Here is a 20183-nt window from a genome sequence, read left to right as displayed (position 1 = left end):
CTTATCAATAAATCCGGCTTTGACCTATGCTGAAATTCAAACCTGAAAATTGGCCCGTAGAGACATGCTGGAATTATTGACAATATGGATTGTCAAAACTATATTGAAACGGTGTGCTGTATCCCTATGCGACAGAAAAACAGGCTGTCATGGAAGGGCAGTGTTTTAATCAAGGAAATTCAATGAAAAATTTTAATAATAAAGTCGCGGCCATCACAGGTGCAGGTTCAGGTATCGGCCAGCAACTTGCGGTGCTTTTAGCGAAGCAGGGCTGTCATTTAGCTTTAAGCGATGTGAATGAACAGGGTCTGGCTAAAACCGTTGAGCTGCTGAAAGGTACTGATGTTCGTGTCACAACCAAAAAGGTCAATGTGGCTAATCTGGAAGAAATGCACGCTTGGGCCGCTGAGGTCGAGAAAGATCATGGCAGCGTGAATATGATCTTTAATAATGCTGGCGTGGCACTCGGTTCTACCGTAGAAGGCGCCAGCTATGAAGAGCTGGAATGGATCGTAGGCATTAACTTCTGGGGCGTGGTCTATGGTACCAAAGAATTCCTGCCTTTAATCAAGAAAACCGGTGATGGTCATGTCATCAATATTTCCAGCCTGTTCGGTTTAACTGCCCAGCCAACTCAGTCTGCTTATAATGCCACTAAATTCGCTGTGCGTGGTTTTACCGAATCCTTGCGTCAGGAACTGGATATGGAAAACTGCGGCGTAAGCGCACTCTGTGTACACCCAGGCGGAATCCGCACCAATATCGCCATTGCAGCGAAAATGAATGACAGTATCCGTAGTCTGGGAATGCATCCGGAAAAATCTGCACAGAATTTTAATAAGCTGCTGCGTTGCCCACCAGAAGAAGCAGCCCGTCAAATACTGGATGCGGTACAAAAAGACAAACGCCGTCTGCTGATTGGGAATGATGCCAAAGCGATTGATTTAATTCAGCGCCTCATGCCAACTGGCTATCAGAAAGTCACGGCTTTAGCTACCCGCCTCGGCAAGCAGAAGAAAAAGTCAGCTTAAAACACTCTGATCAAAGCCCGCGTAAGCGGGTTTTTTTATGCCCGAAAACTTAAGCAGCTAAAGTATTTTATAAATCAAAAATGGTGCATAAGAATGTCAATAAATTGACAGCGTTAGATAAGCCGATTCGGCATGATGATTTCACAGACCGAAGGTCGACATAATTATAGATAGAGGAAATAATCATGACTTATGAATATAAACACATCCAGGTACAACCAATTGGTGGCCGTATTGGCGCTGAAATCCAGGGCGTAAAACTGTCAGCGGATTTGGCTGATGAAGTGGTGAATGAAATCAATCAGGCATTATTGCAGCATAAAGCGATCTTCTTTAAAGATCAGCAACATCTGGATGATGTCGCCCAAGAAGCCTTTGCAGCGCGTTTAGGCACGCCGTTGAATCACCCGACTGTACCGGTAAAAGATGGCTCTGCACATATTCTGGAAATTGATTCACGCGGTGCACGTGCAGACAGCTGGCATACGGACATCAGTTTTATTGATGCTTATCCAAAAGCTTCTATCCTGCGTAGCGTGGTTGCACCTGCAGTAGGTGGCAATACCGTATGGGCAAATACAACCGCTGCCTACAATGATTTACCTGAAGAACTGAAAACACTGGCGGATAGCTTGCGTGCGATTCACAGCAACAACTTTGACTATGCTGCAAAAGTCAGTGTTCCAAAAGAAGCTTTGGAAAAATATAAAAACTACTTCAACTCAACTGAATATGAAACTGAACATCCGTTGGTACGTGTTCATCCTGAAACAGGTGAAAAAACCTTGTTATTGGGCCATTTCTTTAAGAGCTTTGTCGGTTATAGTTCAAGTGAATCACGCCGTTTATTCGACCTGTTCCAAAGTTATGTGGAGAAGCTGGAAAATATTGTCAGCTGGCGCTGGAGTGCAGGTGATGTGGCAATCTGGGATAACCGTGCGACACAACACCGTGCGATTAATGATTATGGTGACCAGCACCGTGTAGTACGCCGTGTGACTTTAGAGGGTGATGTGCCAGTAGGTGTGGATGGCCGTCCAAGCCGTGAACTGCGTAAAGATGTCAAGCAGGATATCAGCAATTTCCGCTATAACAGTGAAGACGGTATTTATGAAAAAGTTTCATAAGTAATTCTTATTCAATTGGAAACTTTGCATATAAATAGCTAAATAATCAAGAATAAATGATTCGCCAGTCATTAATGATCCATCTAATATTTAAATAAAATATAGGGTGGATCATTTTATGCAAATTCATACTGCAAAAAATAATGTAAATTACGACATATTAAAAAATATATTTAAAAATATCTCTGAGGATAAACTGGATTATATTTTAAAATGTTCAACGATTCGAAAATATCAAAAAGGCGATTTAATTTTAAATAAAGAAAACTGCCATACTGCTTTATATATATTACTTGATGGGATTATACAGATTGGATATTTAAGCCCGTCGGGTCGTTTTCATGCCTTTAATTATTTCTCGGAAAAGCATCTGATTAACCTGCTTCCGTGCCTCAATACACAAGTGATTGATTATGATTATTATGCTTTTAATCAGGTTAAAGTCCTGCAAATTCCACAGCATATATTTATAGAAGAAATAAATGATAACAATCACTTAAAGCAGGATGCTTTAAATATTCTCAGCCATCGGATGCAATATCTGATCCAGCAGGTCAAATTCCTGCAAGTCGCTAATTTACATCAAAAAGTATGTAAGGTTTTGCATGATCTTTCGATTCAGTATGGTCGTTCTCATCCTCTGGGAACTGAAATTAAACTCAAGATCTCCCAGCATGATTTAGCAGATTTACTCTCTGCCTCACGCCAAACCATTAATAAAGAGATAAAGAATCTGGCAAGTCAAAATATTCTGGATTGGCAATATGAAAATATCGTGATTAAAAACAAAGAATATTTAAATTATCAGATTAACTGGATTTAAAATAATATTTTTAGATTTTATAAAATAATATATCAAAATCTATTTATATTATTTTTCGGCATATTAAAAATCATGCATATTAATTCCAACCAAAACAACAGGAATTAATAATGACAATTCAATCTATTAATGTGCGTAACCAGTTAAAAGGTACTATTCAGGAAATTATAAAAGGTGATGTGGTTTCTGAAGTCGATGTGGTGACTGCTTCAGGTATTTTCACTTCGGTAATTACGACACGTTCTGTAGAAGAGCTGGATTTGCAGGTAGGAAGTCAGGTGATTGTGCTGATCAAATCGACTGATGTTTCACTGGCAAAACTGTAGGTGTGTCGATTGTATGAAGCAATATTTTAAACAAGGGGCAACGGTACTGACTCTGCTAAGCGCGAGTATTGGCTTAACGCATGCAGATGCGGAGGTAGGTCAGTTACAACAACAGGTCAGTCAACTCGAGCAGTCATTAAAACAATTAAAAACCCAGTTAGCGCAGATTCAGAATCAGAACGAAGCCGTTACAGAAGCCACTACTGCTGATGAGGCTGAACTATCTGCTGATGCAGAAACTGAATCTGATGATGACCAAAGCTTTGTGACACGTGCCGAGTTGCAAGGTCTGCAAAGCGATCTGGAAAACTATAAATATCAGGTACAACGTGACCGCGATACCAAAACGGCATTATCAACACGTCAGTTATTGATTAACGGGGTGGTACAAGCCAAAGCCTCTTATATCGATGAAGCACAGCGCACTCCACCTACGGGTACCAATACCGGGATGGCAGTTCAAGACCGCCACTCTTCGTTTGATTTAGGTGCAGTCCAAATTGGTTTTATTGGCAACCTGTATAAAGACTATGAAGAAGGCAAAAACCTGGATTTCAACCTGCGTTTTGGTACTTCTCCACAGACAGGAACCAATAACAGTTATCTGAACTTATTGGATGCACAGCTGACTTATCACGTATTACCAACCTTAAGTGCCGACACGGGACGCTTGAGCGTCACTTTAGGTCAGCAACTATTGCCATTTGGCCAGGAAGTTCAGGCCACTGAAGACCTGAAACCTACCATTAACAATGCCTTATTTAGTTTGCCGGGACTAGGTTATGGACTGGCATTGCGTGAAGTCGGTCTGATTGTGCGTGGAGATGCCTTACCAACCGTGGACTATGGTTATAACTATCGCTCGCCAATGATCAGCTATGCCTTTGGTCTGGTGAATGGTAATGGTGCCAATAAATCGGATGACAATGATGACAAAAACTTTATTGGACGTCTGCGTTATACCTTGCCTGCGGAATATAACTCATGGCTGCGTGAACTGAGTTTTGGTCTGTCCTGGTATCAAGGCAAGAGCAATCTATTTGGAAATTGATGGTACCAGCGCAGCCTTTGCTGGTAAAGGCGATGTGCTGCGTAAAGGCTTTGATATTTACTATAACCATCATCCATTCGGTATGACCTATGAATATGTGCAAGGTGAAGATGACACCTATATTTCACAAACTGCACAGACCTATAAGCGTGAAAGTGAGTCGCACACAGGTACCTTGTTCTGGAACTTTGGTGAGCAGTTTGTCAAAGGCTTCCGTAATCAGGGCCGTTATGACGACTGGTGGCCAAAGTCTTACCAGGCCTTCTATCGCTACGACACCATTGATCGTGACAAGAATTTAGCCGATCAAACGGTTGATATTCACAGTCTGGGCCTGAATGCATTTTTTGCGGAAACCACCAAGTTTCAGATCAACCTGAACCATGTCAACAATGACATTACAAACAAGAGCTATAACGAACTGGTCGCACAATTCCAGTACGGATTCTAATTTTATATTTTGAGGAATTTTCACATGTTTAAATGGTCAAAAGTATTATTTGCTGGCCTTCTCTTCACAGCAACACTGGTGCCTGCTGTTCAATCTTTTGCAGCAGAAGCTAAACCTAATGTTATTCGTTTTGCCTCTCCAATGGTAGGAACTGGTAACCGTCCTGTAGGTTATGGCAATTACTATGCAACGGCACAGACACTGGGTTTATTTGAAAAAGAATTCCAGAAAGATGGCATTAAAGTGCAATGGAATAACTTTAAAGGTGCGGGTCCTGCAATTAATGAATCCTATGCCAATGGTTTGGTAGATATTACATGGATTGGGGATTTGCCTGGGCTGATTGGTAGGTCGAGTGGGCTTGATACCAAAGCTATTTTAGTGGCGAGTACTAAAACAGATACTTATCTAGCCGTTGCTGCAGATTCCAATGCAAAATCATTAGCAGATTTGAAAGGTAAACGTATCGGCTTCTTTAAAGGAACCAATATCCATTTATCGATTATTAATGTCCTTAAAAAATACGGATATACCGAAAAAGATTTCCGGTTTGTGAATATGGATGGGCCAGTTGCTTATTCAGCACTTGCCAGTGGTGATATTGATGCCATCTGGAGTGCGGGACCGATTTTATCCATTGTAGATCGTGGCATTGCTAAAGTCATTTATACCACTAAGAATGAACCAGATGTTTATAAAACTTCAGGTTATGTTGTAGTGAACTCGAAGTTTGAACAGAAATATCCTGAAGTGGTACAGCGTATCGTGAATGTCTTAGTTAAACAGGCAGCCTGGGAAAGTAATCCTGTCAATAAAGATCAGCTATTCAAGCAATGGGCAAAATCAGGTCTTCCTTTCTCTGTTATTAGCAGACTACATACTGGTGTGGATTTAAAACGTAATAGTGCGCCAATTTTTGATGCATACAACGTTAGTCTGATTAAGCAAAAACTTAAAGCAGGTCAGGAGCTTAAGCTCATTCGTGGTCAATTCAATGTAGATTCATGGATCGAACCAAAGTATGTCAATAATGCTGTAAAAACGCTGAATTTACAGAATTATTGGAAACCTCTCAATGCCAATGGGCAATAACCATCATGCCCTTGAGGAGGTTGAGTGATGTTACAGGAAATCGAGCTTGAAACAGCCAAGACACCGACACAGGACAATGCTGCATCCAGATTGAATCGAAAAAGTATTCTGAATTTTTTTAAACAGAATCAGGTGTTCATATGGGGAATTGGAGTCATTTTCCCCATCGCGCTGTTCTATCTGTGGCATGTGTCGGTAGAACGGAACTGGGTGAACCCTTTATTGCTGCCTGCACCTGAACTGGTCTGGGTCGCCCTGAAAGATCTGTATCAAACCGGCGAACTGTGGAGCAATCTGAGTGTCAGTCTGAGCCGGATTGGCTACGGGTTCAGTGCCGGCATTGTACTGGCATTGGTCCTAGGTCTGACCATGGGACTATCACGTCGAGCAGAGGCCTATATCTGGCCTACGTTTAAAGCCATTAATCTGGTACCCGTGATCGGCTGGATTCCACTGTTAATTTTACTGGTCGGAATTGATGAAGCCCTTAAGATTATTCTGATCGCTAAAGCCGCGCTGGTGCCGATGACGATCAATGTATTTAAAGGGGTACGCAATATTCCACAGCAATTGACCGAAGTCGCGGAAGTTTATCAACTGAGCACCTGGTCCAGATTTAAAAATGTGGTTCTGCCGGGTGCTTTTATCAGTTTTATCGGTGGTCTGCGTTTATCTCTGGCAAGTTCATGGGGCGCTCTGGTTGCAGTAGAACTGCTGGCTTCAAGTGAAGGGATTGGCTATGTGATGGTCTATGGCCGTCAGATTTTCCAGCTCGATGTGGTGATGGCAACTGTAGTAGTGATTGGACTGGTGGGATTTGGCTTTGACGTCATTATCCGCCTCATACAAAAACAGTTCCGTGGTTGGGATCAGGCTAGATAGAGAGAACATCATGAAAAAAATAGATTATCGCGGCTGGGTCATTCCTCTGGTTCTGTTGGTTGCCTGGTTGATCGTAACCGCAAAACAATGGGTTGATCCTGCTTTGCTGTCACCGCCAGCTGCTGTATGGCAGGCCTTTGTAGAAAGCTGGCAGGCAGGCGAGGTGACAGAAAATATTATCGCCAGCCTACTGCGTAATACGGCAGGGTTTATTACCGGTGGAGTGATGGGTGCAGTGCTGGGTTTGGCCCTGGGTCTAAACATCTGGCTGGATCGAATCTTTTCTCCAACGCTGAATGCTATTAAACACGTGGCTGTATTTGCCTGGATTCCACTGATGATCATGTGGTTTGGACATGGTGAAGTTTCAAAAGTGATTTTTATTGCTTTAGTCGTGTTCTATCCGGTGTTCTTTAATACCTATGACGGGGTCAAGAATGTGCCGGTCAAAATTAAGGAAGTGGCGCAGATTTTCCAGCTCAGTCCGGTACGTACTTTTTTTAAAGTGATTTTACCCGCAGCAGCCCCAAGTATTTTTGCCGGTTTGAATATTGCGCTGGTGTTTTCATGGGTGGCGACTGTTGGCGCGGAGTATTTCTTTGTGTCCTCGGTTGGCGTGGTCAATCCAATCATGGACGGACAGAACCTGTTCCAGATGGAAGTGGTGCTATATGGCATGGCCATTATTGCGATTGTCGGGCTGTTATTTTCCAAGGCAGCACAATTCTTTGAAAACTATAACTTACGCTGGCGTCAGGCGGCCAATAAATAAAAGATGTGAGATAACAACATGAATCAACAGGTGAATATTAAGGGTCATGTCGAGATCCAGAAACTCGACAAGTACTTCCCTAAAGATGGGGAAGAGTTACAGGTTTTAGACCAGATTAATCTGAATATCCAGCCAGGCGAGTTCATCAGTATTGTCGGTAATAGTGGCTGTGGCAAATCAACCTTATTGCGGCTTTTGGTGGGCCTTGATGCCGAGTTTCAAGGCAGCATTTTGATTGATGGCAAACCGATTCAGGGCACCAGTCTGGATCGCGGTATTGTGTTTCAGGATCACCGTTTGTTTCCCTGGCTGAGTGTCGAGCAGAATGTAGCTTTAGCGCTGGACAAATCAGGTCTGAGCAAAGCCGAAAAGCAGGAACTGATTGATTATCATCTGGAGCTGGTGCAATTGAGCCAGTTTAAAACTGCCTATCCAAGTCAGCTGTCTGGAGGAATGAGCCAGCGTGTGGCAATTGCACGTAGTCTGGTGAATCGTCCACAAATTTTATTACTGGATGAACCTTTTGGTGCCTTGGATGCCTTGACCCGTGCCAATCTGCAGCAGGAATTACAGCGGATCTGGCAGTCAGAAAAGATCACCTCTATTCTGGTCACTCATGATGTAGAGGAAGCAGTATTGTTAGGTGATCGGGTAGTGGTAATGCAGCCACATCCGGGACGAATCAAACGTATTGTGAAAGTGGATCTTGAACGTCCACGTAAGCGTGAAGATTACCGTCTGGCGGCCATTAAAAATGACATCTTGCTTGATTTCCAGGATCAGGTCGAGCTTGTGCCGCATGAGCTGGAACAGTATAAATTGGCCTGGTAAGCTGAGCCAATTGAATACCCGCATTCGCGGGTTTTTTTATTACCCTAAGCATTGTTGCGATTTAGTTATGCGGAATATTTTAAATAATGTTATATAGAAGAATAAAATTTTAAAATATTGAAATTTATGAGTTTATGTCTAACTATTAAAACTTATACATGCTTTTGATAACCAAATAAAAAATCAAGATAACTCCTTACCCCAAACTCTTTTATAGTCAAAAGAGTCCTATTTTCGGCAGATTCAAAAGAGACAGAAATTTATCCAAGATCGTGAATAGGATAGAACCAATCTAGAACAATGATTAAATATGTATTGCAGCAAAAGGTGAGAAAAAATGACGGAGCACTCTCAATGTAGAATCACAATTCAAAATTTGCATAAAAGTTATAGCACAGCACCAGATCAGCAGGCTCAGATCCTCGAAGATATTAATCTGGATATTCATGCAGGTGATTTTGTCAGTGTGGTAGGGCATGCTGGATGCGGTAAATCCACATTGTTACGTTTACTGATGGGCTTGGAGCAGCATCAACAGGGACAGATTCTGATTCAGGGAAAACAGCCAGCTGAACATCTTCCAAATCTCAGTATTGTCTATCAGGATCATCGACTGTTTAACTGGCTCAGTGTGACGGAAAATATCCGCATGGCCTTACATCAAATCTCTTTAAGCAGAGAAGAGGAAAACCGAAGAATTCAGGAACAGTTGGAATTGCTGCAACTGACGCCGTTTAAGGATGCTTATCCATCACACTTGTCTGCTGGCATGAATCTGAAAGTGGCAATTGCCAAAAGCCTGGTTACTCAACCGGATACTTTATTATTAGATGATCCTTTTGCTGGGCTGGACGCGCTAATGCGTCATCATCTGCATGAAGAATTACAACGAATCTGGAAAGCCAAAAAAATTACCGTGATTTTAGCGACCCAAGATATTGCTGAGGCCTTATTGCTGAGCAATTCAGTAGCCGTGATGCAGGCTAATCCTGGACGAATCGAACAGGTTTTAAAAGTGCCCTTATCTTACCCACGCAAGCGCCAGAATACGCGACTACAGCAGTTGAAAAGAGAAATTCTAAAAGTATTAAATTTTTCAACTATAAAGGATCAGCCGCTACTCACAAGCTTTGGTCAGTTTTGCTGGTAGACTAGGAGCTTCATTCATTTCAAGTTATACAGAAATCAACAGCGACACAACTTCGCCCATATTTGTCATTTCCACTAGCCCCAATTACCCCAGTGCTTAACTTAAAGAAATAAAAAATGCCCTATCGGGCATTTTTTATAATGGCTGTTTTAAGAGGCAACCGCAGTATTTTGTTGCGCAATCACATACTGATTTTCTGGACGTTTCAATCCTAAGTTTTCACGTAGAGTTGTGCCTTCATATTCGGTCCGGAACAGGCCACGGCGTTGTAGCTCGGGTACGATGAAATCGACAAAATCATTCAGACCGGCAGGTGTCGTTGGTGGCAAGACATTAAAACCATCAGCCGCTTCATTTTCGAACCATTCCTGTAGCTGGTCGACTACCTGTTCAGGTGTCCCGATCAGCGTCCAGTGACCGCGAGCAGAGGCAATATATTCATATAGCTGGCGAATGCTAAAGTGATGCTTCGCTGCAATCTCGAACATCATTTGCTGACGGCTAGACTTGATCTCAATATCTTTGAGAGGAAATGGGGCGTCCAAATCATAGTTTGAAAGATCAATATCACCTGCCAGACCAGACAGTAAGCCTAAACCGACATCTGGATGAATCAGACGATTCAGTAATTCATATTTTTCTTTGGCTTCCTGTTCTGTTTTAGCTACAAAGACAGAAACCCCCGGCATTACTTTTAGATCATCCGGATGACGACCGTATTTAACCAGACGACCTTTAACATCACGATAGAAGGCTTGGGCATCAGACAGGTTTTGTTGGGCGGTAAAAATCACTTCGGCATATTTGGCGGCCAGTTCACGACCATCTTCAGACTGGCCTGCCTGAACAATGACGGGGTAGCCTTGTGGTGGACGAGGGACATTGAGTGCACCCTGGACATTAAAATATTTGCCGCTATGCAGAGGTTCATGCTGTTTAGATGCATCAAAGAAATGACCGCTTTCTTTGTCATAGAGGAATGCATCATCTTCCCAGGAATCCCAGAGCTTCTGTACAACTTCAATAAATTCATCCGCGCGCTCATAACGGACTTTGGCATCCGGATGTGCACTGAAACCAAAGTTCCGCGCGGTTTCAGCAGATATAGTGGTGACGACATTCCAAGCGGCACGACCCTTACTGATATGGTCTAAAGAGGCATATTTTCGTGCCAACAGATACGGTTCTTCATAGGTGGTAGAAGCAGTTGCAATAAAACCAATATTTTGGGTGACGGCTGAAATCGCTGCGAATAAGGTGACGGGTTCAAAGCCCACAACTTTATCGCTATAACCGACATTCTTATTATGTTTGGAAGCGCCATGACTCCAGTTGACTGCCAGACCATCTGCAAGGAAATAGGCATCAAACAGGCCGCGTTCAGCAGTTTTTGCTAATTCAATCGCATAATCAATGCTTAAATGATCCTGAGGACGAGATTCAGGATGGCGCCAACCTGCCGCATGTTGCGAAGTCGTTGGAATAAAAGCACCCAGTTTAATTTGTCGTTTAGCCATGAGAAGACCTTGTGTTTTTATACAATACACTGCTTATAACAAGGATCTTCATGCCTGAAAAATATAATAAAAATGAATCCATATAAAAAATATGGATTAAGCAGGAAATACGCTCTTTAGAGGTGGTTTACTAAGGTTTATCCAGTAGTTCAGGCCGGAAGATTAAACCAGTGCCTCGATGGTCTTTTTCTTCCAGATAAACTGGTAATACAAGCCTTGCATAATACAAAGACAGACAAAGGCAAGGGCATAGCCATACCAGATCCCTTGTAAACCCCACCAGCGGCTGAACATATAGGCAGCTGGTACTTCAATTCCAATAATGGCAATGATATTGATCAACATAGGGATTGTTACTGTGCCACTGGCCCGCATGATCGAAGCGAAAATTGCACTAGCACCAAAGAACAAAATCGACCATAGGACAATGAAGAGAAGTTGCTGACCCAATACCACGACCTGTGGGTCAGTGATAAATAGTGCCATGAGATATTTAGAAAACAGATAAGCCAGAATTACCAGACTACCTGTGAACAAGATATTCATACTTAAAGCAGTTCGAGTCACTTTATTGAGCAAATCATTTTTACCAGCACCAATGGCCTGTGCCCCAAAGACGGAAGCTGCAATGGCAATAGAAAGAGCAGGGAACTGAATATAATTCAGCACCTGATTCACGGCACCATAGGCTGCTGTTGCTTCTGCACCATAACGGTTGACTAGACCCACAATGACCAGACCAGCGACTGAAGTTGTGACCATTTGAACTCCGGTCGGAATACCTAAGCGCAGGATAATCTTGCTGAGCTGGGGCTGATGACGAATATCTTTGATCAACGCCCAGTCTGGTCTTAGAGGATGACGCTTATAATTTAAATAGAGAATGAGAAATAACAGAACAGCCAAGTTCCCCAGAATGGTTGCAATTGCTGGAGAGATGATCCCCATCTTAGGAAAACCGAAATAACCGGCGATCAAGACTGGTGTTACTACCAAGCCCACACCAATCGTTAAGGCAGAGGCAAACAGTGGCGTAGTGCTATCTCCGACACCACGTAAAATTGAAGTATAAATAATATAAATAAAAATCAGTGGGCTACCAGCCAACATCCATTGCACATAAGGCAAAGAAAGGTGCATCACATCCGGATCTGTACCTAATAATTGCAGGATATTTTCAGCAAAAAATACACCCAATAGGGCAATCAGGCTGCCACCAATCAGCGTCATAAACAGGGTAGAGCCAACTACACAGCGCACTTTTTCCAGGTTTCTGGCACCCCAAGCCTGTCCTACCAGAACCGTAGAACCTGCAGAGAGACCAATCACAAAAGCCATCAGACAGAACAGAATCGGGAAAAATACTGCAACTGCAGCAATCGCTTGCACGCCGAGCATTTGCCCCACAAAAACAGTATTAATCGTACCGGACAGGCTTTGCAGGATGTTGGTAACGACCAGCGGTAACAGGAAAATAAAAAATGTTTTCCATAAATTCTGCTGGTGAACCAATGCTTGCTGTGCCATATGACATCCTGTTCTTGATTTTTCATATATTTATCAGGACTAAATTATCCTTGATCCGCATCAAGAACGCCTTAGCTTTTCAGTAACCAATAAGTCTATTTTTTTTAAACTTTGGAAAGAATATGTGCTGCTTCTATTAAGGTTTCATCCTTTTTGGCGAAGCAGAAGCGTAATAAGTGTAAATCTTTAGGCGGTTCCTGATAAAACGCTGATACCGGAATCGCCACAACACCGTGTTGTTCCGCCAGATAATGGCACATAGACAGTGCATCCAGATCAGGACGAATTTCACTGTAATCCAGATTCTGGAAATAGGTGCCTTGTGACGGCGTCCAGTGAAAACGGGAATCTGTAAGTGCATGATTAAACAAATCCCGTTTGGCCTGATAAAAACCGGACAGCTCATGAATATGTTCAGAATGCAGCTGCATATATTCGGTCAGAGCCACCTGAATTGGGGTTACGCCACAGAAGCTGACAAACTGGTAAATCTGTCTGAACATCTGCATTAAAGCTGGCGGTGCAACACAGAAACCAGTTTTCCAGCCGGTCACATGAAAGGTTTTACCAAAAGAACCAATCACAAAACTGCGTTCACGGAGTTCCGGAAATGATGCTGCGGAATGATGACGAATTTCATCAAATACCAGATGTTCATAAACTTCATCGGACAGAACTACAATATTGCGATCACGAATCAGTTCAATCAGCTGTTGCCAGTCTTGCTCTGTCCATACCGTTCCGGTGGGGTTATGCGGTGTATTCACTACAATCATGCGGGTACGGTCATTGATTGCATCTTTGACCTTATTCCAGTCCACAGAAAAACCAGGATATTCCAGAGCGATATGTACCGGTTTGGCACCGACCAGCTTCACGCTTGGCGCATAACTATCATAACTGGGATCAAAAATAATGACTTCTTCACCCGCCCGTACCGTTGCCTGAATTGCACAGAAGATTGCAATCGTTGCGCCAGGGGTAATGGTGATTTCCTCTACCGGATCTAAAGTGAGCTGGTCACGATGCTGATAAAGATCAGCGACCAGCCCACGTAATACTAGTAAACCATCACCCGGTGCATATTGGTTAAAACCATTTTCAGCCGCCCGACTGAGGGCTTCAATCAATTGCGGTGGAGCAGGAAAATCCGGAAAACCTTGTGACAGGTTAATTGCCCCGAGTTTTTGTGCCAAGGCCGACATGGTGCTAAAAATGGTGACGCCCAGATTGGGAAGTTTGGAATGTAATTCAAGCATATCCTTGGCCTCTGGCTTATCCTGTAATCGAGGATGATGTAGGAGATATAAAGTATTCGGCTTTCAGTGTAGCAGTAAGTGAATCAGCAAATAATCAGAAAAATCGAAAAGGTTGAAACAGAATACATCTTCTATTTCATAAGCATAGAGAATATAAGGTCAGGATAAGGCTATTTGTGGTTAATTCATGTGAAATAAATACCAAGATGGATTGTTCTAAGCTTATTCCCTAAAATCAGTGCGATAAAAATAACCTCAAATAATAATTATAAAATGCTACAGAGTATTTATACGGTGCTTGAGGGCTTGGGTCTAAGCTCACAGAAGCGTGCACTTCATCTCCGATTTTCCAATGAAATTTTAAATTCTCAGGTTCTGATTCAGCGTATTGAAGGCAGGCACTGGATCAATGAGGGGCTACATGCTGAATTACTTTGTCTATCCACCCATCCTTATATTGCCTTAAAACAGTTTATTGGCTGTCAGGTTGCTGTTGATCAGGTCACTGATCAAGGTGAGCTTTTCCGGACTACAGGTATCATTACCGCAGCTAAACAGGGGCATAGCGATGGTGCTTTAAGTGTCTATCAGCTGACTCTCGAAGATGCGACTTCACTTTGGCATAAACGCCGTAATAGTCGTGTGTTTTTGAATAAAAGTGTCAAAGCGATTAGTGAAATTCTGTTTGCCGAATGGCAAAAGCGAAGTGGCTTATTTGCGAAAAGTTTAAGTTTGGATCTTTCCGGACTAAATCGTGAATATGATGTACGGCCATTGGTTATACAGTCCAATGAAAGTGATTATGACTTTCTGACCCGCTTATGGCGTAGTGAGGGCATTAACTGGCTGATTGATGAAAAGGAATTAATCGTTTCAATATCCGCCCAAAACATTCAACCACAAGTCCTGCGTCTTGTTGATGAGCAGCAATATTTTCAAGCCTTAAAGCGCCGTTCCATCCGCTTTCATCGCAGTCATGCAACTGAGCAATTCGATACTATCACCAGCCTAATTGCTGAGCGACAACTTGTACCAAACAGTGTTGCATTGCAACGCTGGCAAGCTATAGATCTGGAGCAGGAACAAAACCAGCAGTTAGTGAATATTCAGCAGAGCAGTGTTCAGGATCATACCAGTTTAAGTCTGGAAGATGTCTGGAACATTAGCCCAGCTTGGACCAGTGACCTAAATAGAGAAGATCAGGCTACATCATCCAGTCCAGCTCAACTGGATCAACTCAGTCAGCAACTTAGTCACTTTCATGCCATGCAGTCCAAATATTTTAAGGCCAGCAGTAGTGTTCGTGATGCCCAAGTGGGTTACTGGTTTGAGCTGCATGATCATCCCGAAATTGATCAACATCCGTGCAATGAGCGTGAATTTTTAATTTTGGGCAAACACTTCTATAACCAGAATAATTTACCAAAAGACATTTTGCTACAGGTGGATCAGCTCATGCTGTCCAGTCGCTGGAAAGTTCTGGATGACGAGAGACAAGGCAATGAGCTGTATTTAATTCGTCGAGATATTCTGGTGATACCTGAATATCATCCACTACAACATCGGCCAATGGCCTATCCACAACGGGCGAAAGTGGTAGGGCCTGAAGGTGAGACTATTTATGTCGATGAATGGGGACGCGTGAAGGTTCGTTTTTTGTTTACCCGTAGTGAAGATCATCAGCATGATGGTGGTGCTGGCGCCAATGATAATGACACTGATTCGGTCTGGGTAGATGTGCTAACGCCATGGGCAGGCGAAGGTTATGGCGCCCGATTCCATCCGCGTATCGGGGAAATTGTGGTGATTGATTTCTTCGAAGGGGATATTGATCGTCCCTTTATTGTTGGACGTATTCATGAAGCTGAACGTTATCAAACTATGTTTGATAAGAAGGGGCAGTTGCCATTCACTAAAAAACTAAGTGGTATCCGTTCTCAAGAGGTGGAGGGTGAAGGTTTTAACCAGCTTCGCTTCGATGATACAACTGGACAGATTAGTGCACAGCTGCAAAGTAGTCATGGGGCCAGTCAGCTAAATTTAGGAAATCTAAGTCATCCAAAAGAAGATGAGGCTAGCGACGGGCGTGGTGAGGGCTTTGAGTTAAGAACAGATCAATGGGGAGCACTTAGAGCGGGAGCTGGCTTGCTTCTCTCTACCTATAAACAAGAAAATGCCAATGCCAATCACTTAAATGCCAGTCCTGCGAAAAGCCAGCTTGAATCTAGTTTGAATCATAGTAAAGCCTTAAGTGAGATTGCCAAAAATCAGCAAACAGATCCCTTAGAAGGGTTAGATCATCTGAAAAAATTTCTGGATCAGATTGAACAGCAAGATCAAAGCAAGGCTGAAACCTTTAAACAGGCTTTAATGCTGCTGTGTGCACCGAATTCAATTGCACTCTCAACTAATGAAGATCTGTATCTTTCAGCTGATCAGCAGATTAACCACAGTGCTGCAGATAATATTAATTTTTCCACACAGAAATCTTTGATTGCTCACTCTCAGGACAAGATCAGTTTATTTGCAGCCCAACAAGGATTAAAAGCCATTGCGGCAAAGGGGAAGGTCGAACTCCAGGCACAAGATGACGCAATAGAAACAATTGCTCGTCAAAAAATAAAAATTATTTCGACTGAAGAACGAATTGAAATTATAAGCCCTAAAGAAATTGTGCTTACTGCTGGTGGTTCTCAGTTAAAGATTAATGGACAAGGTGTATTTGGAGTAACAGGTGGGAAGTTTGAGTGTAAAGCGGGTCAGCATATATTTAAAGAAGGTCAAAATATTATTGAACAAAAAATAAGTCTACCAAAAATGGAAACTTTGTTTAGTAATCGAATTAATTATCAATGGAATTCTGCCTGTAAAGGAGAAAAAGAAATTTTCATTGTTGATAAGAAGGAGGGAACATTAATTAAAAGCAAAAAATCCCTGCTAAATGAAGTAAATCAAATAAGTACTCTACGGTTTTATACCTCTCAAAAAACAGATTTTATAGCTTTTGGGTTTAATTCTTGTCAAACATATCTACGTCAAGAATTAAATAGTGAGGATATTGATGAGTTATTGGAGGACCTAGAAAACGAGGAAATTGAGGATGAGGTATACACTAAAGAGGATACTGAATAATGAGTCAGTTAGTCACTATTACATCCAAACTTTATGATGCATCAGGGAAGTATGTCATCAATTTAAAAGTAAAATCACGCTATAAAGGTTCATCTAGAGAGAACATCAATAAGACAGATCAAGACGGTCTATTTATCTTTCATGCTTCACCGAATCGAACTGTAGAAATTCTAGCTCAACCACCTAATACCAAAGATTATATTGTTGTTAAAACTATTAATTCTTCAATAGTTTCTTCTAGAAAAGACCCTGTAAAAGTACCTTTACCAAAAAGTATAGAAGAATATCAACAGAAAAAAGTTACCACTACTTCAAAAGGGATAGTGACAACTTTATTTAAAATTATAGATAGTAAAGAGAAAATCCTGATAAATTTCCCAGTAACCTCTCGTCCTAAAGGAAGTCAAAAGTCATTTGAACGTAATTCAAATGAACAGGGTATTGTAGAAGTTTTATCTTCACCTAATCGAGATATTGAAATTTTGGTTTTAACTTCGAATGATGAATTTACTTTAAAAAGTTCTGTTAACTCTGGGAATGGATCCCAAACACCAATAATAATTAAACTGGATGAACCTTATGAAAACTTCAAAAGTGTCTCAAGTTTCAAAATTGTAGACAGATTAGGAAATGTGATCCTAGACAGTATCGTGGACAATCGATCCCTCTAAACTTTTAATATATTTCTGTTCAAAGGCTTCTGGACTTAACCAACCGTTTGCAGAATGCCTTCTGACCCGATTGTAATAAATCTCAATATAGTCAAACAAGACCGCATTCGCCTCTTTTCGAGTGACAAACACACTGCCATGCACCACTTGGCCTTTCAATGTATGAAAGAAGCTTTCAGTCACGGCATTATCCCAACAGTTTCCTCGTCTAGACATACTTTGAATACAATCATTTGTCAGCAAGAGTGCTCTAAAATCACGACTACAGTACTGACTGCCTTGGTCCGAATGAACCATAACACCTGTTGGATAGCCCTGACGAGCCATTGAATAATGAAACGCATCACACACCAATTGGCGGTCTATTCGATGGCTGGTTTGCCATCCCACGATACGACGACTAAATAGATCCAGCATCACACATAAATACAGCCAACCTTGCTTGGTACGGATATAGGTAATATCCGTTGTCCAAACCTTGTTAGGCTGCATGACTGTAAATTGGCGATCTAACAAGTTTGGTGCTGTAGGCAAACGATGCTTTGAATCAGTCGTATGCTTGTATTTACGTGCAATCTTGCTCCGTAGACCAAGTTTTTTTAACATTCTTCCAACGGTTCGTTCGCTCATGGTGTACCCTAAATCATGCATGTCATGTACTAATGAAGGTGCACCCAATCGTGCATGATGCTGCCAATATACGGCTTTTAAATCATTATATTTCTGCGCTGGATTGGCCTGGCGTTTTCGCCAGGCATAATAGCCTGAAGTGCTGACACCCAGGCATTTACAGGCAGAAGATACAGTGACTTCATTCACATCCAGATCTTGAATTACCGTGTACTTTTCTTGGCATGATCTGTCAGAAAGTACACATGCGCTTTTTTTAAGATGTCATTGGCTTCCCTGAGCTGTTTGACTTCTTTCTCTAATTCTAAAATCCGCTGTTGTTCTGGTGAAAGTTGGCGTTTGCTTGAACCCGCCGGATTGATTTCACGAATCCATTTATCCAATGTTGAATAACCAACACCTAATTTCTGGGCGATTGCAGCTAAAGATTCGTGCGAGTTTGAAAGTGCATAATCAATTGCTTGCTGTTTAAATTCAGGACTAAAACGTTTAGCCATTTCTTGAATCTCCAAAGATTAAAGTTACGTTATCTTTAGAGGGACGTGCTGTCCATTATTTTGTCTAGGATCAATGACTATCGTATTGAAAATACGAAAATTGAAATATTTTATTTGGAAAATGGAATAAAGAAGGTTTTAAATACTTCTAGTGGAAAATTTTCACTTCAAAGTATGGTTGGAGAAAAAGTAAAGATTACAGTATTTAAGCCAGATGGAAAGCCTTTAGAAGCCAATAATTATTACTCTAAAAGAATGAAAGAAGATTCTAATAAATTGGAATTAGATGTCGATATAACTGAGGGAAGTACAAGGTCTAATGAACCGATCATAAACAAGAATATTAAGAAAATTTGTCCTCCAGAATGTGTGGTAGAAACTTATACTTTTGAAACTTCTTTAGGAGAAATGATTATTTCAAAAGAAGCCCTTGATGCAATTTTAAAATGGGAAAAATATGAATCTAAGCCTTATGTGCCTAGTAAAGGGCAAGATGGTAAAAGTGGTGTAACTTTAGGATATGGCTATGATTTAGGTCACCAAAGTGGAGACCAAATTAAAAAAGATTTAGCTTCCTATTATACTTCAAGTCAGATTCAAAGATTACTCAAAGCTCAAGGAAAAAAGGGAATAGCAGCACAAAAATTAGTAGATAGCCTTTCTGATATTACCATCACTAAAGATAAAGCTTATCAAATGGTAATGATAGTAAAAAAAAGGTATGCGGAAGATACATTAAAAGTTTATCCAGATATTTTGAAATATCATCCTCATTGCCAAGGAGCTATTTTATCTCTTGTGTACAACAGGTATATAGGCTTAAAAGGAGATCGTCGTAAAGAAATGAAAGAAATCCAAGATGATCTTAAAAGTAATGGAAAAAAGGTTCCTTCGTTGTTAAGAAGTATGAAACGATTATGGACTACAAAAGCTAATAGAGGATTGCAAGCTAGAAGGGAAGAAGAAGCAAAAATTTTTGAAAAAGGATTAAAATGTGAATGTTATAAGTAAACTATTTATTCTGAATCTTTTATTTATTTCTTTAAATTCTTATGCAGTAATTCCTGAAGACTTCTTATATCCAGATGCCTTAGAGGTAGAGTGTAAAGATGGAAGTCCTATACAAGAGGACTTAATGTATTGTGTTTCAAGAAGTTATTTAGATTCAGATAAGAAATTAAATATAGAATATAAAAAAAGAATGAAACTATTAAAAGGAACTAAAAAAGAAAAATTATTAGGAAGTCAGAGATTGTGGTTAAAGAATAGAAAATATAAATGTACCTCTGAATATTCAGCTGCAGAAGGAGGACGTGAAGCACCGATTTATTTAATAGATTGTTATGCTCAGGAAAACTACAAAAGAGTAAAATTTTTAGAAAATTATAAATAGTTTAAAAAACAAAAAAAAGCA

At 41.2% G+C, this 20183-nt stretch carries 18 protein-coding genes and 1 pseudogene; 15 read left to right on the top strand and 4 right to left on the bottom strand.

What is annotated here, in order from left to right:
* The first annotated feature begins 182 nt into the window (after window positions 1–182).
* The 11 genes from AC4MBN_RS13800 (at window position 183) to AC4MBN_RS13750 (ending at window position 9536) form a co-directional block, all read left to right on the top strand.
* Entirely contained in the window at window positions 183–1031 is an 849-nt protein-coding gene (locus AC4MBN_RS13800; protein ID WP_180052699.1) for an SDR family NAD(P)-dependent oxidoreductase, read from the top strand.
* Between the two features lie 185 nt (window positions 1032–1216).
* Window positions 1217–2158, top strand: coding sequence for a TauD/TfdA dioxygenase family protein (locus AC4MBN_RS13795; RefSeq protein ID WP_491880381.1), 942 nt, complete (start codon window positions 1217–1219; stop codon window positions 2156–2158).
* A 118-nt stretch (window positions 2159–2276) separates the two neighbouring features.
* On the top strand, window positions 2277–2981 hold the full coding sequence (locus tag AC4MBN_RS13790) for a Crp/Fnr family transcriptional regulator (RefSeq protein ID WP_491876394.1): 705 nt from the start codon (window positions 2277–2279) through the stop codon (window positions 2979–2981).
* 110 nt (window positions 2982–3091) lie between these two features.
* Entirely contained in the window at window positions 3092–3307 is a 216-nt protein-coding gene (locus tag AC4MBN_RS13785; protein ID WP_491880380.1) for a TOBE domain-containing protein, read from the top strand.
* A gap of 13 nt (window positions 3308–3320) precedes the next feature.
* Complete coding sequence (locus AC4MBN_RS13780; protein WP_491880379.1) at window positions 3321–4358, top strand: hypothetical protein; 1038 nt, start codon at window positions 3321–3323, stop codon at window positions 4356–4358.
* A complete protein-coding gene (locus tag AC4MBN_RS13775) occupies window positions 4348–4809 on the top strand; it encodes a hypothetical protein (RefSeq protein WP_491880378.1) in 462 nt (153 codons plus the stop codon). Before AC4MBN_RS13780 ends, AC4MBN_RS13775 begins: the two co-directional genes overlap by 11 nt.
* 24 nt (window positions 4810–4833) lie before the next feature.
* The gene (locus AC4MBN_RS13770; RefSeq protein ID WP_491880377.1) at window positions 4834–5901 is read left to right on the top strand and encodes an ABC transporter substrate-binding protein; all 1068 of its coding nucleotides are present in this window, start codon (window positions 4834–4836) and stop codon (window positions 5899–5901) included.
* Window positions 5902–5928: 27 nt separating this feature from the next.
* Window positions 5929–6783 (top strand): ABC transporter permease, encoded by an 855-nt coding sequence (locus AC4MBN_RS13765; protein ID WP_491880967.1) that lies wholly within the window; start codon window positions 5929–5931, stop codon window positions 6781–6783.
* A 10-nt stretch (window positions 6784–6793) separates the two neighbouring features.
* Window positions 6794–7555: an ABC transporter permease gene (locus AC4MBN_RS13760; RefSeq protein WP_491880376.1), complete on the top strand. Its 762-nt coding sequence runs from the start codon at window positions 6794–6796 to the stop codon at window positions 7553–7555.
* Window positions 7556–7573: 18 nt separating this feature from the next.
* On the top strand, window positions 7574–8386 hold the full coding sequence (locus AC4MBN_RS13755) for an ABC transporter ATP-binding protein (protein ID WP_491880375.1): 813 nt from the start codon (window positions 7574–7576) through the stop codon (window positions 8384–8386).
* A 337-nt stretch (window positions 8387–8723) separates the two neighbouring features.
* Window positions 8724–9536, top strand: coding sequence for an ABC transporter ATP-binding protein (locus AC4MBN_RS13750; RefSeq protein WP_491880374.1), 813 nt, complete (start codon window positions 8724–8726; stop codon window positions 9534–9536).
* A 149-nt stretch (window positions 9537–9685) separates the two neighbouring features.
* Here the strand turns inward: AC4MBN_RS13750 and AC4MBN_RS13745 are convergent, their stop codons facing one another.
* From AC4MBN_RS13745 to AC4MBN_RS13735, 3 genes are all read right to left on the bottom strand, one after another.
* Window positions 9686–11053 carry an LLM class flavin-dependent oxidoreductase gene (locus AC4MBN_RS13745; protein ID WP_491880373.1) on the bottom strand — a complete coding sequence of 456 codons (1368 nt, stop codon included), beginning with the start codon at window positions 11051–11053 and terminating at the stop codon, window positions 9686–9688.
* Window positions 11054–11215: 162 nt separating this feature from the next.
* Complete coding sequence (locus AC4MBN_RS13740) at window positions 11216–12580, bottom strand: MATE family efflux transporter (protein WP_179992722.1); 1365 nt, start codon at window positions 12578–12580, stop codon at window positions 11216–11218.
* 104 nt (window positions 12581–12684) lie between these two features.
* Window positions 12685–13839, bottom strand: a complete 1155-nt coding sequence (locus AC4MBN_RS13735; protein WP_419365001.1) for a methionine aminotransferase — start codon at window positions 13837–13839, stop codon at window positions 12685–12687.
* A 273-nt stretch (window positions 13840–14112) separates the two neighbouring features.
* Here AC4MBN_RS13735 and AC4MBN_RS13730 point away from each other — a divergent pair, with 273 nt between their 5' ends.
* Window positions 14113–16971 carry a type VI secretion system Vgr family protein gene (locus AC4MBN_RS13730; RefSeq protein ID WP_491880372.1) on the top strand — a complete coding sequence of 953 codons (2859 nt, stop codon included), beginning with the start codon at window positions 14113–14115 and terminating at the stop codon, window positions 16969–16971.
* Window positions 16971–17639: pseudogene (locus tag AC4MBN_RS13725) on the top strand (hypothetical protein); the annotation flags it as partial. The gene AC4MBN_RS13730 and the pseudogene AC4MBN_RS13725, both read left to right, overlap by 1 nt.
* Here AC4MBN_RS13725 and AC4MBN_RS13720 read toward each other — a convergent pair.
* Window positions 17610–18769 (bottom strand): IS3 family transposase gene (locus AC4MBN_RS13720; protein ID WP_491880371.1). Its coding sequence is split into 2 segments (ribosomal slippage): window positions 17610–18535 and window positions 18535–18769, totalling 1161 coding nucleotides; the frame shifts between segments, so codons are not numbered across the junction. The pseudogene AC4MBN_RS13725 and the gene AC4MBN_RS13720 sit on opposite strands and share 30 nt — an antisense overlap.
* 45 nt (window positions 18770–18814) lie before the next feature.
* Between AC4MBN_RS13720 and AC4MBN_RS13715 the strand changes: the two genes are divergently transcribed.
* Window positions 18815–19780 (top strand): pesticin C-terminus-like muramidase, encoded by a 966-nt coding sequence (locus AC4MBN_RS13715; RefSeq protein ID WP_491880370.1) that lies wholly within the window; start codon window positions 18815–18817, stop codon window positions 19778–19780.
* Complete coding sequence (locus tag AC4MBN_RS13710; protein ID WP_491880369.1) at window positions 19764–20162, top strand: lysozyme inhibitor LprI family protein; 399 nt, start codon at window positions 19764–19766, stop codon at window positions 20160–20162. Before AC4MBN_RS13715 ends, AC4MBN_RS13710 begins: the two co-directional genes overlap by 17 nt.
* Window positions 20163–20183 lie beyond the last annotated feature (21 nt).

Source organism: Acinetobacter sp. CAU_H_60, from assembly GCF_058599385.1.
This window is presented reverse-complemented; position numbering and strand designations above follow the sequence as displayed.

Excerpts from the sequence above, each read along its gene's own strand:
- AC4MBN_RS13800 (WP_180052699.1), top strand. The coding sequence starts at position 183 with ATGAAAAATTTTAATAATAAAGTCGCGGCCATCACAGGTGCAGGTTCA.
- AC4MBN_RS13795 (WP_491880381.1), top strand. The coding sequence starts at position 1,217 with ATGACTTATGAATATAAACACATCCAGGTACAACCAATTGGTGGCCGT.
- AC4MBN_RS13790 (WP_491876394.1), top strand. The coding sequence starts at position 2,277 with ATGCAAATTCATACTGCAAAAAATAATGTAAATTACGACATATTAAAA.
- AC4MBN_RS13785 (WP_491880380.1), top strand. The coding sequence starts at position 3,092 with ATGACAATTCAATCTATTAATGTGCGTAACCAGTTAAAAGGTACTATT.
- AC4MBN_RS13780 (WP_491880379.1), top strand. The coding sequence starts at position 3,321 with ATGAAGCAATATTTTAAACAAGGGGCAACGGTACTGACTCTGCTAAGC.
- AC4MBN_RS13770 (WP_491880377.1), top strand. The coding sequence starts at position 4,834 with ATGTTTAAATGGTCAAAAGTATTATTTGCTGGCCTTCTCTTCACAGCA.
- AC4MBN_RS13765 (WP_491880967.1), top strand. The coding sequence starts at position 5,929 with ATGTTACAGGAAATCGAGCTTGAAACAGCCAAGACACCGACACAGGAC.
- AC4MBN_RS13760 (WP_491880376.1), top strand. The coding sequence starts at position 6,794 with ATGAAAAAAATAGATTATCGCGGCTGGGTCATTCCTCTGGTTCTGTTG.
- AC4MBN_RS13755 (WP_491880375.1), top strand. The coding sequence starts at position 7,574 with ATGAATCAACAGGTGAATATTAAGGGTCATGTCGAGATCCAGAAACTC.
- AC4MBN_RS13750 (WP_491880374.1), top strand. The coding sequence starts at position 8,724 with ATGACGGAGCACTCTCAATGTAGAATCACAATTCAAAATTTGCATAAA.
- AC4MBN_RS13745 (WP_491880373.1), bottom strand. The coding sequence starts at position 11,053 with ATGGCTAAACGACAAATTAAACTGGGTGCTTTTATTCCAACGACTTCG.
- AC4MBN_RS13740 (WP_179992722.1), bottom strand. The coding sequence starts at position 12,580 with ATGGCACAGCAAGCATTGGTTCACCAGCAGAATTTATGGAAAACATTT.
- AC4MBN_RS13735 (WP_419365001.1), bottom strand. The coding sequence starts at position 13,839 with ATGCTTGAATTACATTCCAAACTTCCCAATCTGGGCGTCACCATTTTT.
- AC4MBN_RS13730 (WP_491880372.1), top strand. The coding sequence starts at position 14,113 with ATGCTACAGAGTATTTATACGGTGCTTGAGGGCTTGGGTCTAAGCTCA.